Consider the following 15,025-nt stretch of genomic DNA (forward strand, 5'->3'; position numbering starts at 1 on the left):
ACTCGGACGGGAGAAACCCGATGCGCAAGAGAGCAACAGCAGCGGCGGTCGCGCTGGCGATCGCACTGGGCGGGGGAACGTGGGCGACCGCGGCCGTCCCGCAGGACACACCGGCACCCCACCACAAGCAGGAACCTTCGACAGCCGAGGCGCAGGGACGCCCCGCGTCCGTCACTCTGCTGACCGGCGACGTCGTCACGGTGCGGACGGCGGCCGACGGTTCGGCCACGGCGACGGTGCAGGCAGGACTCGGCCGCGAGCACATGGCCTTCTTCCAGCAGCGCGAGGGGGATCACCTCTACGTCATCCCGCGCGACGTCGCGCGGCTGGTGCCCAGCCGCCTGGACCGCGCGCTGTTCGATGTGACCGGCCTGGTCGAGGCCGGGTATGACGACGCCTCGCGGGACTCGCTGCCCGTGATCGTCCAGACGGCGGCCGCCGCTGAGGCAGCCGAAACCAAGGCAGCCGAAGCCGAGGACCGCGAAGACGCGACCGCCTCCCCGGACGACGGCACCCGGTCCGCAGCACCGGCCAAGCCGAACTGGGCGGCGTCGGGCATCACGCCTGACCGGAACCTGGAATCGGTGGGCGCGGTGGCCGACGTCCTGCCGAGGGGCCGGGCAGCGAAGCTGCTCGACGCCCTCGCGCCGCCCGTACCCCGGCCGGGGCAAGAGCCGAGGCCGAGGCCGGCCCGACCACCAAGGCGACCACAGCAACCGAGGGCACCATCGGCCACGTCTGGCTCGACCAGCCGGTCCGGGCCTCCGACGCCGACTCCATGCCCCAGATCGGCGCCCCCGAGGCGTGGCAGGCCGGGTTCACGGGCGAGGGCGTCACGGTCGCCGTCCTCGACACCGGCATCGACGCGACGCACCCCGACCTCGACGAGGTAGTGGCCGGCGAGCGCGACTTCACCGGCAAGGGCAACGTGATCGACGGCTTTGGCCACGGCACGCACGTCGCCTCGATCCTGGCCGGTTCGGGCGACGCGTCCGAGGGCGTGAACCGCGGCGTGGCCCCGGACGCCGACCTGCTGGTCGGCAAGGTGCTGGACGACGACGGCTACGGCGAGATGTCGGGCGTCATCGAGGGCATGGAGTGGGCGGCCGCGGAGGGCGCCGACGTCGTGAACCTGTCGCTGGGCAGCCTGTACTTCGACGACCCGTCGCCGGACGCCGTCGCGGTGGATGAGCTCACCGAGCAGTACGGCACGCTGTTCGTCGTGGCCGCGGGCAATGACGGTGACCTCGGCCAGGGCAGCGTGGGCTCGCCCGGCATCGCCGCGAAGGCCCTGACGGTGGGCGCCGTCGACGACGCCGACGACGTCACGCCCTTCTCCAGCCGCGGGGGCGCCGACGCCGGGCTGCTCAAGCCGGACGTCGTCGCGCCCGGTGACGGGATCGTCGCCGCGCGGGCCGCGGGCACGACGGCGGGCGACGTCGTCGACGACCTGCACGTCGCGCTGAGCGGCACCTCCATGGCCACCCCGCACGTCGCGGGCGCGGCGGCGGTGCTCAAGCAGGCCCGGCCCGACCTCGACGCGACGGGCCTCAAGTCCGCGCTGATGGGCTCGGCCGAGCCGACGGGCGCGGACGTCTGGTCCGAGGGCGCGGGGCGGATCACCGTCCCCGGCGCCATCGCGCAGCAGGTCACGGCCACGCCGTCGGTCTCGTTCGGCACCTTCTCCTGGCCGCACGACGGCGATTCGGCCGCCCGCACCGTGACGTACACGAACGCGGGATCCGACGAGGTCACGCTCGCCCTGGCGGCCGACGTCACCGACTCCGCGGACGCCCCGGCGACGGACGCGATCACCCTGTCGGCGGATTCCGTCGTCGTGCCGGCGGGCGGGACCGCCTCGGTCGACATGACGGTGGCCGACGGCCCGGGCGCGATCGGCGCCATCGGCGGGACGCTCGTCGCGACCGGGACGGACGGCACCACGGTGCGCACGCCCGTCGGCTGGGCGAAGGAGCGCGAGTACGTGAACCTCACGGTGCGCGCCGTCGACCGGGCGGGGGAGCCCGTCACCGCGGACACCTGGGGCGCCGCGATTAAGCTGGACCCCGAGAACGGCGGACTCTTCGGCACCAACCTCTGGTTCGAGGACGGCGTCGCCACGGCGCGCGTCATCCCCGGCATCTACAGCCCGGTGGCGTTCATCGAGACGCTCGGCGAGGACGGCGCGGTCACCGACGCGCTGTTCCTGAGCAGCGGCGAGGTCGATGCCACCGCGGACGCTGAGGTGCTCCTGGACGGCACGACCGCGCGGGAGGTCACCACCTCGACGCACCGTCCGGCGGAGCTGGCGTCCCTGGGCCTCTCCGTCGAGACCGAGGACTCGGCGGAGGTCGCCTCCGCGGGGGTCAACGTGACGTACGGGCCGGGAACGAACCTCGGTCTGACCCCGGTACCCGCCGCGACCCACGGCGACTACGACACCATCGTCCAGGCGACGCTGCTCGCGCCGACCACCGGGGACGAGGTGGCGGCCTACCGCTACGACCTCGCCCACCACAGCGAGGGCGTCGAGGTTCCGGCGCTGCGGGGCGACCGCCGCACGACGGTCGCCGTCGACACCACCTACGGTGCATCGGTCGGCGACACCCATCTCGCGCAGCGCCTGTACTGGGAGCCGGGCACCATCGTCGCCGGCGCTGCCATCGAACCGGTCCCCGTCGGCACGCGGCGCACCGAGTACGTGACGGCGCTGCCGGGCAGGTGGTACCTCGGGTCCGAGATCCAGGAGGACGGCGTGGGCGTGGTGCTCACCGAGGCCGAGCGGCACGTCTGGAGCGAGCCGGGCCGCGTCCGGCAGGGGCTGGCCGCGGGCGCGCTGGCTCCGGGCATCTCGACGATCACGCCGGTCACGCAGTGGGGCGGTCGCCTCTCGCTCGCCCCGACGAGCCGGGCCGACGACGACGGCGGCGTGCTGTGGGGCTCCGACGTCGGAGAGCGGCTGCGCGTCTGGCAGGACGGCGAGCTGATCGACGACGTCCCCGAGCCCTACTCCTTCCCGACCGTCCCCGAGGGCGGCGCGGACTACCGGATGCTGCTCGAGAGCACGCCCGGTGACCCCGCCTACCGGCTCGCGACCAGCGTCACCGGCGAGTGGACGTTCCACGCGCGGTCCGACGTCGGCGACGACGCCGTGCCGCCGCTGCTCGACACCACCTGGGACGTGCGCGGGCTCGACCCGTCCGGATCCGCGCCGGGGACCACCCGCGTGCGGGTCGATGTGCGCCACCAGGACGGCGCGTACGACGTGTCGCAGGTCGAGGGGGCCCGCCTGTGGTGGTCGGCCGACGACGGCGGCACCTGGCACCAGGCCACGGTGACGGCGCTCGGTGACGGCGGCTACGTCGCGACGGTCAGGGCGCCGGCCGGCGCCGAGCACGTCTCGCTGAAGGTCGAGGCGTGGGACGAGGCCGGTGGGTCGGTGGCCAAGACGGTCGTGCGGGCGTACGCCGTCGGCTGATCTCGCACGCAGGACGGTGGGCCCGCGGCGAGACCGGCTGCGGGCCCACCGTCACTCCGAGCCATATACGGTCGGAGCGTAGATGTAGGCGCGGATGTACTGATCTCCGGCGGCCTTGGCCGTGCTGGCGGTGATCTGTACCCACCATTCGGGGAGCGCAACGTCGTCGTCGACCGAGGAGCTCCTGAAGTCGTAGAACGTCAGGTCGTCGGCTTCCTCATGGGTGGTCTGGCGGACCGTCCAGTCGCCTTCGGCCATGAGGCGGTCCCTCATGCTCTTGGCGGCCTCCTCGGCGTTCATCTCCGATCTCGCGGACAGGACGAACACCCCCTTCCACTCCCACTCCGGTCCACCGGGGCCGTCGAAGATCTTGCTCGTGATGTCATCGGTCGCGGTGCGCTCCGCACCCTCCAGCGCGTCAACCAGCGTCGACGCAAGTTGCTCGCCGCGTTCCTCGGTCTCCCGCAGCGGGTCGACCGTCGGGCTGGGACCGCCGCTGTTCGACGTCGGCCCGGAAGACGACACGGATGGATCGTGGGCGGGAACACCTGTGCAGGCGGCAAGGGCGCCCACCATGAGAATCGGGGCAAGCAACCCTCTGACGGCGGCGGCCGTGGCGCGGTTCGTGCGTGTCATCAACATCTCCTGCAGGGTCCCCTGACGTGCGTACTCACCGATGTCGGCAAGCGTGCGAGAGCCTTCCAGCCCGATGGGCACGACACAACGAAAGTTCGGGCATCGACGAGGCGTTCGCGGACGATCGCGATGACGTTGACGACCAGCGCGACGACGAGCACGCCGACGGTGGGCCCGCAGCCGGGGACGACTCCGGGCCCGCCCTCGCGGCCCGATGCGTTGACGGACCGCCAAGGTCCCCAACCGGACCGGCGAAGTCGGTACGCTGGAGTCATGCCGGAGATCGATGCGAATCCGCCCCTCTACACGCTGACTGAGGGTGCCCGGATCATCGGTGTCACCCCGAGCACTCTTCAGAACTGGGCTCGTGGATACACGTACAAGGGCGTCGACGGAGGCCAGCATCCGCAGGAGGCCCTGGTTACCACTACCGGAGCAGGTCGCGGAAGGGTGCTCCCGTTCGTCGGTCTGGCGGAGAGCTACGTGCTGAAGGCTTTCCGCGAAGCGGGCGTTCCGATGCAACGAATTCGACCGGCGCTCAAGAGGCTTGAGAAGGATCTCGATCTGCACACCGCGCTGGCCAGCGAGCAGCTCATGACAGACGGCGCCGAGGTGCTCTGGGACTTCGGCAAGCACGAGGACCCGGAGCTGGGCAATCAGCTCGTGGTCGTCCGTAACGGCCAGGCTGTCTTCCGTGAGGTGGTACAGCAGTACCTGAGCACCATCACCTACCGCGACGGCGCCGTTGCCCTGATCCGTCTGCCGCAGTTCGCCCCCGAGGTCGTCGTCGACCCGAGCCGGAACTACGGGCAGCCGACGCTCGCCGCCCGTGGGATTCGCGTCGCTGACGTACGGGCGCGCCTCGAGGCCGGCGAGCCGGCCGCCGACGTCGCCACCGACTATCGCCTCGCGCTGAGCGATGTAGCGGCGCTCGCCGCCTGAGCCACCGCACGTGACAGAGACCGACGCGCCGCCACGGTTCTTTCTCGACCGCGGGCTTGGCTCCGTCTTCGTCCCCAGGGCCTGCGCGAGCACGGCTGGCAGGTGACGACGATGGACGAACGCTACGGCGTCGACGCAAGCCAGGACGTCGCGGACATCGACTGGATACGAGAAGCCACCGAGCTCGGCGAGAGCCTCATCACCAAGGACACCGCCATCGCCCGGGTACCGGTCGAAGCTCAGGTCGTCCACATGTGCGATGCCCGCGTCTTCACGATCACCAGTGCCCGCATCACGGGACCACAGATGCTTCAACGGCTGCTGCACAACGAGCAGACGGTGTTTCGGTGGGCACGCCGCACTCCGGCACCATTTGTGCTCGGCATCTACGAGAGCCGTACCGCCCGGATCCCCCTGAACTACCCGCCCAAGCCCTGACAAGACAGGGCCGGGCGGGCCGGACGACGCGTCGCCCGATCAGTTCGCTGCTCCCACCGCCTGGCCGATCGTCGTCGGGTCATCCAGGACGCGCAGCATGAGATGAGCCGTGTCCGCACGGGACAGGCGCACGCCGCCCGGAACGCTGTGCCCGACCGCCGTGCGGTAGCGGCCGGTCACCGGGCCGTCGCTCAGATACGGCGGCCGAACGGTCGTCCAGTCCAGCCCGCTCGTGCGCAGCACGTGCTCCATCATGGCGACGTCGACGAAGTGGGCGCCCAGCATGCGCCGCCCGAGCGGCGTCGCGAAGTACCGGTTGTAGAGGCCGGCACCGGGTTCCCGCCGGGGCGGGTTCGGGCGGCTCGGGGTCGGGATCGTGGAGACCCCGGAGCCGCTGACGGCGACGATGCGGCGGCAGCCGGCCTCGCGCATCGCCTGGGTGAGCGCGATGGTGCCGGGCTCGACGATCCCGTACTCGCCCTTGCCCCGCGGGCCGAGGCACGACAGGACGGCGTCCTGGTCGACGAGCGCGTCGCGGAGGACCGCCGGGTCGGGCGCCGCGAGGTCGACCGCGACCGCCCGGACGGGCTGATGGACGTTCGCTGGGGTGCGGACGAGGGCCGTGACCGAGTGCCCGGCCGCCAGCGCCTGGTCCACGACGTGGCGGCCGACTCCACCGGTGGCAGCTACGACGGCGAGCCTCACGCGTGCGCCTCCTCAGTGGACCGGACTGCGCCGTCGTGCGCCGACGCCGACGCCGGAGCCGACGCCGACGCCGCGGCCGAGGTCGGCACCGGCGTCCGGAAGATCGCGACGATGTTGACGATCAGCGCCACGACGAGCACCCCGATCACGGGCACCAGGAGGTCCGGCGCCAGGGACGGCCCGGCGCTCACGAGGTCCCAGCGGCCGACGGCGACCGCCCCGGCGAGCGCCGCCCACATCGCTGTCTCGAGGGCCGGCAGCCACTCGGCGGCCCGCACGTGGAAGCCGCTCGCCATGAGCGTGACGGCCGCGAGGCCGATCGCGGCGAACGGCGTGACCCACTCGGCGACGCCGAGCATGAGCGGGAGCACAATCGCTGCCGACGCCGCGACCTCCGCGATACCGATCAGGATGGTGAGCGGGCGCGGGACGTCGTCGAACCCCGTCCAGCGTTCGATGCCGCGGCCGAGGATCTTGGGCAGGCCCGCGAACAGGAAGAACAGGGCGAGAATCGTCTGCGCCGCCCACAAGGTGGTGGTGAGCATGATGCTCCTTGGGTTCGTCGGCGGACGGGTTGGCCGCCGGTGCGGGACAGGACGAACCACCGGGCCGGGATGTGACGCCAGGTGTCCCTGTCACACCGGAGGGGGCACGATCGTCCTGTGCGCATGAGCGAACACAACGGAGCTGACCGCGGCGACACCGAACGGGTCGCCGTCGAACGAGTCGCGGCCGAACGGGTCGCCGTCGCCTCACGCGACGACCGGGCCTACCTGCTCGCCACCGCGAACCGGATCCTCGCGGACCCCACCGAGGCCGAGGACGTCGTCCAGGACGCGTTCGCGCGCCTCGCGACGCAGGACGTCGGCGAGATCCGGGACCTGCGCGGGTGGCTGGTCGTCGTCGTGCGGCGCCTCGCGCTGGACCGGATCGGCTCGGCCCACGGGCGGCTGTCGGCGCCGCACGACCCGACCGCGTGGGGCTTCGACGCCGTCGCCGAGGCACCGGACCCAGCCGACCGGGTCACCCTGGACGACGAGATCCGGCGCGCGCTCTCCGTCGTGCTGGCGCAGCTCACGCCCGGCGAACGCGCGGCGTTCCTGCTGCACGACGTGTTCGGCATCCCCTTCGAGAGCGTGGCGGAGACGGTGGGCCGGACGCCCGCCGCCTGCCGCCAGCTCGCCAGCCGTGCCCGCCGGGCGATCCGGGAGTCCGGCCCGACGCCGGAGGCGGCGCGCCCCGACCCCGAGCTGCAGGACGTCGTGGACAGCTTCATCGCGGCGTGTGCCGGGGGAGACCTCGACGCGCTCGCCAGGGTGCTGCACCCCGACGTCTCCGGCTGGGCGACCGCCCGCGGCGAGCGCCTCGGGTTCGACGCCGGGGCGGAGCGGGTGGCCGCCGGATCGCTGCGCTACCTGGGCCCGGGGTCGGGCTGGACCCTGGCGCCGCTGGCCCTGGACGACGGGATGGCCGTGGTCGCCACGCAGGACGGCGACCCGGTGGCGCTGATCCGCCTGCTGATCACGGACGGGCTGATCGCGGCGATCCACACGGTGCTGCTGCCCTGAGCGCCGCGGCCCGGCGGCGGTTACGTCCGGGCCGACGCCGCGGTTCAGGCCGTGCGCACCCACGCCGTCGTCGAGCTGGGCTGCAGGCGGCCGGCCAGCGGCGAGAGCGGCCGCGGGCCCACCGTGTTGCGGTCGCGCGGAGCGCACCTCACCGCTGCTGCGGTGCCGCCGCGCATAGTCGATCTGGTCATCCGGCGTGTCGCGAGGAGGAGTCATCCGGTTCGCCGGATGGCGACCACTCCGAGCCATAGGCGGTCGGAGCGTAGATGAAGGCGCGGATGTACTGATCTCCGGCGGCCTTGGCAGTGCTGGCGGTGATCTGCACCCACCATTCGGGGAGAGGAATTCCGTCGTCGTCGACCGAGGAGCTCCTGAAGTCGTAGAACGTCACGTCGTCGGCTTCCTCATGGGTGGTCTGGCGGACCGTCCAGTCGCCTTCGGCCATGAGGTGTTCCCTCATGCTCCCAGCGGCCTCCTCGGCGCTCATCTCCGATCTCGCGGAGAGGACGAACACCCCCTTCCACTCCCACTGAGGTCCACCGGGGCTTTCGAAGATCTTGCTCGTGATGTCATCGGTCGCGGTGCGCTCCGCATCCTCCAGCGCGTCAACCAGCGTCGACGCAAGCTGCTCGCCGCGTTCCTCGGTTTCCGGCAGCGGGTCGACCGTCGGGCCAGGACCGCCGCTGTTCGACGTCGGCCCGGAAGACGATGCGGATGGATCGCGGGCGGGAACGCCCGTGCAGGCGGCAAGGGCACCGACCACGAGAATTGGGGCAAGCAGCCCGCCGACGACGGCGGTCGTGGTGCGGTTCATGAGTGTCATCAAGATCTCCTGCGGGCCCCTGACGTGCGTACTCACCGATGTCGGCAAGCGCGCGCCAGCCTTCCAGCCTGGGGAGCGTGACACAACGAAACTCGGGCACCGACGAGGCGTCCAGGCGATCAGGAGTCCCCATCCCCGCAGGCTCACCCTCTCAGTTGGCCGCTCCCACTGAGCCTGTCAGATCTCAGCGCATGTGTCAGACCTACAGGTGACCCGAGTGACCTGTAGGTCTGACACATGCGGTGCGCGATGCGACGGGTCAGACGGTGCGGATCCAGGCCGTCGTCGAGGAGGGGAGCTGGGTGCCGGCCAGCGGGCCGCTCGTGAGCACGACCTCGCCGTCGGGCAGCGGCACGGCGTGGGTGCCGAAGTTGGTCACGACGTGCCAGCCGCCGGGGCGGGCGAGGTGGAGGACGTCGGCCGGCGAGCGCACCCAGTCCAGCGTCTCGGCGGCCCGCAGCTCGTGCCGCAGCGCGAGCGCCGCGCGGTAGAGCTCGAGCGTCGAGCCCGGCGCGCCGTCCTGGGCCTCGACCGACAGCGCGCCGAAGCCCTGGGGCTGCGGCAGGTGCGCTCCGTCCGGGCCGAAGCCGAGGGACGTGCCCTCGCGCGTCCACGGCAGCGGCACGCGGCAGCCGTCGCGCCCTATGTCGACGCCGGGGTTGCGGAAGAACGCCGGGTCCTGGCGCTCGGCCGCCGGGATGTCGGCGACCTCCGGCAGGCCGAGCTCCTCGCCCTGGTAGAGGTACGCGCTACCCGGCAGGCCGAGCATGAGCAGCGTCGCGGCGCGGGCGCGGCGCAGTCCGAGCTCGACGTCGGCGACGGGCTGGGTGCCGCCCGACAGCAGCCACTTCTGCCCCTGCTTCACGGTGCTCCCGTTGCGGGGTGGCAGCGCGTACCGGGTCGCGTGCCGCACGACGTCGTGGTTCGAGAAGACCCATGTCGTCGACGAGCCGGACGCCGCGGACAGCGCCAGGTTGTCGGCGATGATGGTCCGGAACTGCTCGGCGTCGAAGTCGGCCTCCAGGAGGTCGAAGTTGAACGCCTGGCCGAGGCCCTCGGCGCTCGCGTACCGGGGGCGCCGCGGCGTCGAGACCCAGGCCTCCGCCACCGCGATCCGCGGCGGCGTGTACTCGTCGAAGACCTTGCGCCAGTCGGCGTAGATCTCGTGCACCTCGTCGCGGTCCCAGAGCGGGTGCGCGCCGGGCTCGGTGATGGCGTCGATCTCGGCCTGCGAGGGCAGCGACTCGCCGAGCTCCTTGGTCAGGCCGTGCGCGACGTCGATGCGGAACCCGTCGACGCCCCGGTCCGACCAGAACCGCAGCGTCTGCCGGAAGTCCGCGCGGACCTCCTCGTTGTCCCAGTTGAAGTCCGGCTGCTCCTTCGCGAAGAGGTGCAGGTACCACTGGCCGTCGGGCACGCGCGTCCACGAGGGTCCGCCGAACATGCTCGTCCAGTCGGCCGGCGGCTTGGAGCCGTCCGCGCCGAGGCCGTCGCGGAAGATGTACCGCGCGCGTTCGGGGCTGCCGGGGGCCGCGGCGAGCGCCTCCTGGAACCAGACGTGGTCGTCGGAGGAGTGGTTCGGGACGATGTCGACGATGACGCGGATGCCCGCGCCGTGCAGGGCGGCGACCATCTCGTCGAACTCGTCGAGCGTGCCGATCCGCGGGTCGACGTCGCGGTAGTCGGCGACGTCGTACCCGCCGTCGGCCAGTGCCGACGGGTAGAACGGGCTGAGCCACACGGCGTCGATGCCGAGCCCCTGGAGGTACGGCACGCGGGAGATGATGCCGCGCAGGTCGCCGATCCCGTCGCCGTTGGCGTCGGCGAAGCTGCGGGGGTAGATCTGGTAGACGGCCGCCTGCCGCCACCAGGTGGCGTCGTCCACGGGGAGCTGAGCATGGGAGGTGCTGGTCACGAGTGCATGATCCTTTGCGTAGGGGTCGGTGGGGGCGGTCGTTCGATCGCGCCCCGGGTGACGCCGGCTGGCAGCCCGAGTTTATCCAAGCACTATATTTAATGTCTGAACAGGGCCTCCCGGTCGAGGTACGAAAGGTCACACGTGAGCCGAGCACCGCAGAACGCCTCGTCGTCGGGACTGGTGCGACGCATCAACGCCGAGAGCGTGCTCGAGTACGCCTGGGCCCACGACGTCTTCACGGCGAGCGAGGCGATGGACGCGACGGGCCTCACCCGCTCCACGGTGATCAGCCGCTGCGGCGAGCTGATCGAGCTCGGCTGGCTGCGCGAGGTCGAGCGCGCCGCGGAGGCCGCGGCCGCCGTCGCGAAGGGCCGGCCGGCCCGGCTCTACGAGCTGCGCTCCGACGCCGGGTACGTGATCGGCGTCGACGCCGGCCAGCACCGCGTGCTCGCGACGGTCGCCGACCTGCGCGGCATCGAGATCGGACGTCAGGCGCACCCCCTCGATCTCGAGCACGACAACGCGGTCGACCGGCTCGCCGTCACCGACGCGTGCATCGCGGAGGCGCTCGCCTCGGCCGCCGTCGACCCGGCGCGCGTGCTGGCGATCGCCGTGGGCGTGCCCGCGCCGACGGACGTCGAGGGCACGTCGCCGCGGGGGCAGGGCGAGTTCTGGCCGCGCATGAACCCCGGCTTCGCCGCCCACTTCCGCGCGCGCGGCTGGCACACCACAGTCGAGAACGATGCCAACCTCGCGGCCCTCGCCGAGCGCGCCCTCGGCGCCGGGCGGGGCATCCGGTCGTTCGCGGCGCTCCTCTCGGGCGAGCGCCTCGGCGCCGGCATCGTGGTCGACGGCGCGCTGGTGCGCGGCAGTCACGGGGGCGCCGGCGAGATGCGCCTGCTCGAGTACGTCGCCGGCGTCGGCTCCGCGCACGGCATCGGGTTCCTGGCCCGCTCCTGGGGCCGGGACATGCACGAGGCGGGCGCCCTGCCGGCCGGCAGCGCCCTGCGCGCCGTGCCGTCGAGCGCGATCGCCGCGCCCATGGTGTTCGCCGCGGCCGACGACGGCGACGTCGGGGCGATCGCCGTCGTCGACCGCCTCGCCGACCGGCTCGCGCGCGTCTGCGCCGTCATCGACGGCATGCTCGACGTCGACCGGATCATCATCGCGGGCGGGGTCGCGCCCGTCGTCGGCGACCTGCTGCGACGCACCGCGAAGATCCTCGAGGGCATGGTGCACCCACCAGCGCCGCAGCTCGTCGCGTCGTCGTTCGGCGCGGACGCGGTGATCGTCGGCGCCTCGACGCTGGCGCTGGAGCATGTGCGGGCGAACGCGCTCGACTTCGCGCTGCGGGTGGGCGAGTAGGGGCTGCGGGGTCGGGCGTGGCGTCCGTGCGTTACGTCGCGGCGACGTTCGCGGTGTCCGCGGTGTCCGCGGCGTCGGCGGCGTCGGCGGCGTCGGCGGCGTCGGCGGCGTCGGCGGCGTCGGCGGCGTCGGCGGCGTCGGCGGCGTCGGCCCAGCGCCTCGGCGTGCGTGTGCCGCCGAGCAGCAGGACGCCGGGCGCGCCCGCGATGCTCGGGACGGCGAGCAGGCTCGTCAGCTGCTCGCCGAGGTCGGACCCGATCGTGCCGGTGCCGTCCGACGCGTGGCCCTTGCCGTTCCCGTTCCCGTGGCCGTTCCCGGCAGCGTTGCCGTTTCCCGGGCCGTTTCCGTTTCCGTTTCCGTTGCCGGGACCCTGGTCGTTGTCCTTGGTCGGGCCCTTGCCGTGCTCGTTCGCCGGGTTGCCGGGCGGGCCGCCCATGGTCCCGGCCTCGGGCGGGCTGGGCGTCGGCTCCGGCCTGGGCGCTGGTTCGGGCTCGGGAGCGGGCGGGGTCGCGGGTTCCTCCTGCGCAGGCTCTGCGGGCGGGTTCACGGGCTCCGGCTCTGGGGCGGCGTCCGCCGGCTCCGGGGCAGGCTCGGGCTCGGACACGTCCTCCTCCGGCACGGTGACCGGGTCGAGCTCCGAGTCCGAGTCCTCCTTGGGCGTGGTGGCCGGGCGCGGCTCGGGGTCGGCCGGCAGGACCGAGGGAGGCAGGTCCTGCGTGGGCGGCTGCCCGGGCCCGGTGCCGCCACCGCTGAGGTCAACGATCGCCTGGGGCGGCGGCTGGATGATCTGGTTGGCGAGGTACGCGGCCGCGCCAGTGCTGACGGTGAGCACGGCCACCACGCCCGCGGCCACGGTCGTCTCCCTCTTCCCGAGGGTGCGCGGTCTCGCGCCCGCAACGGTCCCGGTGCCGACGGCCGCGCCACCGAACGGTCCGGTGACCAGCACGCCGCCGATGAAGTGCTGTCCCAGGTCGCGCAGCATCCAGGACACTTCGCGGACGTCGATGAACGCCCGGGTGCACTCGGTGCAGCCGTCCATGTGGACTTCCAGGCGCTGCTGCCTGCGGGGCAGGAGGCGTCCTTTGAGGTAGTCGTGCATGGCGGCGCGGGTGGTGCGGCACTCGGGTTCGTTGACGGCTTGGGCGTGGGCGGCGGCGAAGGCGCCGGCGAGGCGTTCCTCGGCGCGGCGTAGCCGCATGGTCACGGCGTGGGGGCGGACGCCGAGGCCGGTGGCGATGTCGGTGACGGCACGATCGTGGACGTGGCGTTCGAGGAGGATCTGCCGGTCGTCCTCGGCGAGGTCGGACAGGGCGGTGCGGAGCATCGTGACGTCGGCCAGGCGTTCGGCGTCGAGCTCGGCGCCGGCCACTGGGGGAGTGAGGCCGTCGAGGGTGTCGTCCTCGACCGGGCGGGCGCGTCCGGCCTCGCGGGTCATGGAGATGGCTTCGTTGACCGCCGCACGCCGCCAGTACGGGGCGGGGTCGTCGATCGTCCCGCCGGTGGAGACGATCCGGACCATCTTCTCGAGGGCGCGGCTGGTGGCTTCCTCGGCATCGATACCGGGCACACGGGCGGCGACCGAACGCACGACGTTAGGACGATGCACTACCCAGTCATGGACACCCAGGTCACCACCCGTCGTGGTCACGCGCTCTCACCTCCCACTGATCGGCACACGGCTGCTTTCTCGATGCTGGAATTGCTCCGGGTCTTTCACCCTGGGGGGCCACAACACCGTCCGGGCATAGGGGTTATAAGCGCCAATTAACCCGCACAAGAAGTTTGACCGGAATGGCCCTAGAATGCGCCGTTCTGCGCCATCCCGCCGCCCTCCAGCATACGTAAAGACCGGCGCGCACTCCCTGTCGGAGCGGGTGAGATTGCCGCCGGCTGCCCGTGGCAGCGCGCGTCGAAATTCGCGGCCGCCGGTCAATTCCGGCGTTCTTGCGGAGTGTCCTGGTGAGGTTGCGGGCAGCGCCCAGCCTGTGACTTCATGTCGACATGAACTCGATCCCCGTCTCCGAGGACCGGTCCGTCTGGTCGGTGGGCGACCTCGCCGCCCGGTTCGGCCTGGAGACCCATGTGCTGCGCCACTGGGAATCCATGGGCCTGCTCAGCCCGGTCCGTGACGGCGCGGGGCGCCGCCGGTACGGCGCGGACGACGCCTTCCGCGTCGCCACGATCATGCGCAGCAAGGCCTCGGGCATGAGCCTCGAGCAGATCCGCGTGCTGCTCGATGGCGGTGCCTACGACCGCCACATGATCCTGGAGGCGCACATCGCCGACCTCGAGGCGCGCATGGCCGAGATGGAGCACTCCCGCGAGATGACCCGCCACGCCCTGGAGTGCAGCGCCCACGACATCGCCGCGTGCCCGAGCTTCCGCGCGCACGTGCAGGACATCGTCGACGGGAAGGCCGGGCAGGGGCCCAGCGTGGCGGACCTGCTCAGCCGGAGGCCCCGGGCAGGACTGTCGCCGGAATCGCGTTGACCCCGTCACGGAGTAGGCGCACGCGTGTGGCTCGCCGTTATTACGGCAGACGTCCGGGTGGTTCGGTGCCTACGATCTCCGCATGTCTGACGTGAATCACCCCGCCGTCGAGAAGGTCACCGCCGCGCTCGCCGAGGCGGGCGCAACCGGTCAGGTCCGCTGGCTGGACGACGCCGCGACCACCGCCGCGCTCGCCGCCGAGCACCTCGGCATCGCGGTGGGCCAGATCGCCAACTCGCTCGTGTTCCTGTTCGACGGCGTGCCCACCCTCGTGCTGACGTCCGGCGCGCACCGCGTCGACACGGCGTGGCTGGGGGAGCAGGCCGGCGCGACGATCGCGCGTGCCTCGAAGGAGCAGGTCAAGGAGGCGACCGGCCAGGTCATCGGCGGCGTCGCGCCGGTGGGGCACCCGGCGCCCGTGCCGACCTACGTCGACACCGCGCTCGCCGCGCACGACGAGGTGTGGGCGGCCGCCGGCCACGCCAAGACGGTGTTCCCGACGACGTTCGACGAGCTGGTCCGGATCACGGGCGGGACGCCGACGGCGGTAGCGCCGGAGGCGTGATGAGCACAGAGCTGCCCGCAAGACGATCCGCTCGTTGACGGTCCGCTTCCAGCACGCGATCTGGCATGGATTCGGGCCAGAATCCATGCCAGATCTG

Annotated in this window: 15 protein-coding genes; 8 read left to right on the forward strand and 7 right to left on the reverse strand. The window is 72.3% G+C overall.

Annotated features, from left to right (window positions below):
* The first annotated feature begins 20 nt into the window (after positions 1-20).
* Positions 21-893 carry a hypothetical protein gene (locus ACFT2C_RS09000; RefSeq protein ID WP_377206695.1) on the forward strand — a complete coding sequence of 291 codons (873 nt, stop codon included), beginning with the start codon at positions 21-23 and terminating at the stop codon, positions 891-893.
* A complete protein-coding gene (locus tag ACFT2C_RS09005; RefSeq protein WP_377206696.1) occupies positions 779-3,478 on the forward strand; it encodes a S8 family serine peptidase in 2,700 nt (899 codons plus the stop codon). The genes ACFT2C_RS09000 and ACFT2C_RS09005 overlap by 115 nt, the downstream gene beginning before the upstream one ends.
* 51 nt (positions 3,479-3,529) lie before the next feature.
* Here the strand turns inward: ACFT2C_RS09005 and ACFT2C_RS09010 are convergent, their stop codons facing one another.
* The gene (locus tag ACFT2C_RS09010; RefSeq protein ID WP_377206697.1) at positions 3,530-4,195 is read right to left on the reverse strand and encodes a hypothetical protein; all 666 of its coding nucleotides are present in this window, start codon (positions 4,193-4,195) and stop codon (positions 3,530-3,532) included.
* Positions 4,196-4,387: 192 nt separating this feature from the next.
* Between ACFT2C_RS09010 and ACFT2C_RS09015 the strand changes: the two genes are divergently transcribed.
* Both ACFT2C_RS09015 and ACFT2C_RS09020 read left to right on the forward strand, forming a co-directional pair.
* Positions 4,388-5,056, forward strand: coding sequence for a DUF433 domain-containing protein (locus ACFT2C_RS09015; protein ID WP_377206698.1), 669 nt, complete (start codon positions 4,388-4,390; stop codon positions 5,054-5,056).
* A gap of 81 nt (positions 5,057-5,137) precedes the next feature.
* On the forward strand, positions 5,138-5,494 hold the full coding sequence (locus tag ACFT2C_RS09020) for a hypothetical protein (protein ID WP_377206714.1): 357 nt from the start codon (positions 5,138-5,140) through the stop codon (positions 5,492-5,494).
* A 39-nt stretch (positions 5,495-5,533) separates the two neighbouring features.
* Here ACFT2C_RS09020 and ACFT2C_RS09025 read toward each other — a convergent pair whose 3' ends face one another.
* The gene (locus ACFT2C_RS09025; protein ID WP_377206699.1) at positions 5,534-6,199 is read right to left on the reverse strand and encodes an NAD(P)-dependent oxidoreductase; all 666 of its coding nucleotides are present in this window, start codon (positions 6,197-6,199) and stop codon (positions 5,534-5,536) included.
* Positions 6,196-6,744, reverse strand: a complete 549-nt coding sequence (locus ACFT2C_RS09030; protein ID WP_377206700.1) for a DoxX family protein — start codon at positions 6,742-6,744, stop codon at positions 6,196-6,198. The genes ACFT2C_RS09025 and ACFT2C_RS09030 overlap by 4 nt, the downstream gene beginning before the upstream one ends.
* A 123-nt stretch (positions 6,745-6,867) precedes the next feature.
* On the opposite strand from ACFT2C_RS09030, the gene ACFT2C_RS09035 reads away from it, so the two are divergent.
* The gene (locus ACFT2C_RS09035; RefSeq protein WP_377206701.1) at positions 6,868-7,767 is read left to right on the forward strand and encodes a sigma-70 family RNA polymerase sigma factor; all 900 of its coding nucleotides are present in this window, start codon (positions 6,868-6,870) and stop codon (positions 7,765-7,767) included.
* Between the two features lie 44 nt (positions 7,768-7,811).
* On the opposite strand, the gene ACFT2C_RS09040 is transcribed toward ACFT2C_RS09035, so the two are convergent.
* The 3 genes from ACFT2C_RS09040 to ACFT2C_RS09050 form a co-directional block, all read right to left on the reverse strand.
* The gene (locus tag ACFT2C_RS09040; RefSeq protein ID WP_377206702.1) at positions 7,812-7,958 is read right to left on the reverse strand and encodes a hypothetical protein; all 147 of its coding nucleotides are present in this window, start codon (positions 7,956-7,958) and stop codon (positions 7,812-7,814) included.
* The gene (locus tag ACFT2C_RS09045; RefSeq protein WP_377206703.1) at positions 7,955-8,590 is read right to left on the reverse strand and encodes a hypothetical protein; all 636 of its coding nucleotides are present in this window, start codon (positions 8,588-8,590) and stop codon (positions 7,955-7,957) included. Before ACFT2C_RS09045 ends, ACFT2C_RS09040 begins: the two co-directional genes overlap by 4 nt.
* Before the next feature lie 259 nt (positions 8,591-8,849).
* On the reverse strand, positions 8,850-10,505 hold the full coding sequence (locus ACFT2C_RS09050; protein ID WP_377206704.1) for a glycoside hydrolase family 13 protein: 1,656 nt from the start codon (positions 10,503-10,505) through the stop codon (positions 8,850-8,852).
* A 144-nt stretch (positions 10,506-10,649) separates the two neighbouring features.
* On the opposite strand from ACFT2C_RS09050, the gene ACFT2C_RS09055 reads away from it, so the two are divergent.
* A complete protein-coding gene (locus tag ACFT2C_RS09055; protein ID WP_377206705.1) occupies positions 10,650-11,873 on the forward strand; it encodes an ROK family protein in 1,224 nt (407 codons plus the stop codon).
* A gap of 31 nt (positions 11,874-11,904) precedes the next feature.
* Here ACFT2C_RS09055 and ACFT2C_RS09060 read toward each other — a convergent pair whose 3' ends face one another.
* Positions 11,905-13,521, reverse strand: coding sequence for a zf-HC2 domain-containing protein (locus ACFT2C_RS09060; RefSeq protein WP_377206706.1), 1,617 nt, complete (start codon positions 13,519-13,521; stop codon positions 11,905-11,907).
* Positions 13,522-13,874: 353 nt separating this feature from the next.
* On the opposite strand from ACFT2C_RS09060, the gene ACFT2C_RS09065 reads away from it, so the two are divergent.
* A complete protein-coding gene (locus ACFT2C_RS09065) occupies positions 13,875-14,363 on the forward strand; it encodes a MerR family transcriptional regulator (protein WP_377206707.1) in 489 nt (162 codons plus the stop codon).
* 82 nt (positions 14,364-14,445) lie between these two features.
* Positions 14,446-14,928, forward strand: a complete 483-nt coding sequence (locus tag ACFT2C_RS09070; protein ID WP_377206708.1) for a YbaK/EbsC family protein — start codon at positions 14,446-14,448, stop codon at positions 14,926-14,928.
* The last annotated feature ends 97 nt before the right edge of the window (positions 14,929-15,025 follow it).

The organism is Promicromonospora sp. NPDC057138, from assembly GCF_042670845.1.
Lineage (GTDB): Bacteria > Actinomycetota > Actinomycetes > Actinomycetales > Cellulomonadaceae > Promicromonospora.

Bases quoted from the DNA above. Each gene is read 5' to 3' on its own strand.
- ACFT2C_RS09070 (WP_377206708.1), top strand. From the start codon at position 14,446: ATGTCTGACGTGAATCACCCCGCCGTCGAGAAGGTCACCGCCGCGCTC.
- ACFT2C_RS09065 (WP_377206707.1), top strand. From the start codon at position 13,875: ATGAACTCGATCCCCGTCTCCGAGGACCGGTCCGTCTGGTCGGTGGGC.
- ACFT2C_RS09045 (WP_377206703.1), bottom strand. From the start codon at position 8,590: ATGACACTCATGAACCGCACCACGACCGCCGTCGTCGGCGGGCTGCTT.
- ACFT2C_RS09030 (WP_377206700.1), bottom strand. From the start codon at position 6,744: ATGCTCACCACCACCTTGTGGGCGGCGCAGACGATTCTCGCCCTGTTC.
- ACFT2C_RS09015 (WP_377206698.1), top strand. From the start codon at position 4,388: ATGCCGGAGATCGATGCGAATCCGCCCCTCTACACGCTGACTGAGGGT.
- ACFT2C_RS09005 (WP_377206696.1), top strand. From the start codon at position 779: ATGCCCCAGATCGGCGCCCCCGAGGCGTGGCAGGCCGGGTTCACGGGC.
- ACFT2C_RS09035 (WP_377206701.1), top strand. From the start codon at position 6,868: ATGAGCGAACACAACGGAGCTGACCGCGGCGACACCGAACGGGTCGCC.
- ACFT2C_RS09000 (WP_377206695.1), top strand. From the start codon at position 21: ATGCGCAAGAGAGCAACAGCAGCGGCGGTCGCGCTGGCGATCGCACTG.
- ACFT2C_RS09040 (WP_377206702.1), bottom strand. From the start codon at position 7,958: ATGACCAGATCGACTATGCGCGGCGGCACCGCAGCAGCGGTGAGGTGC.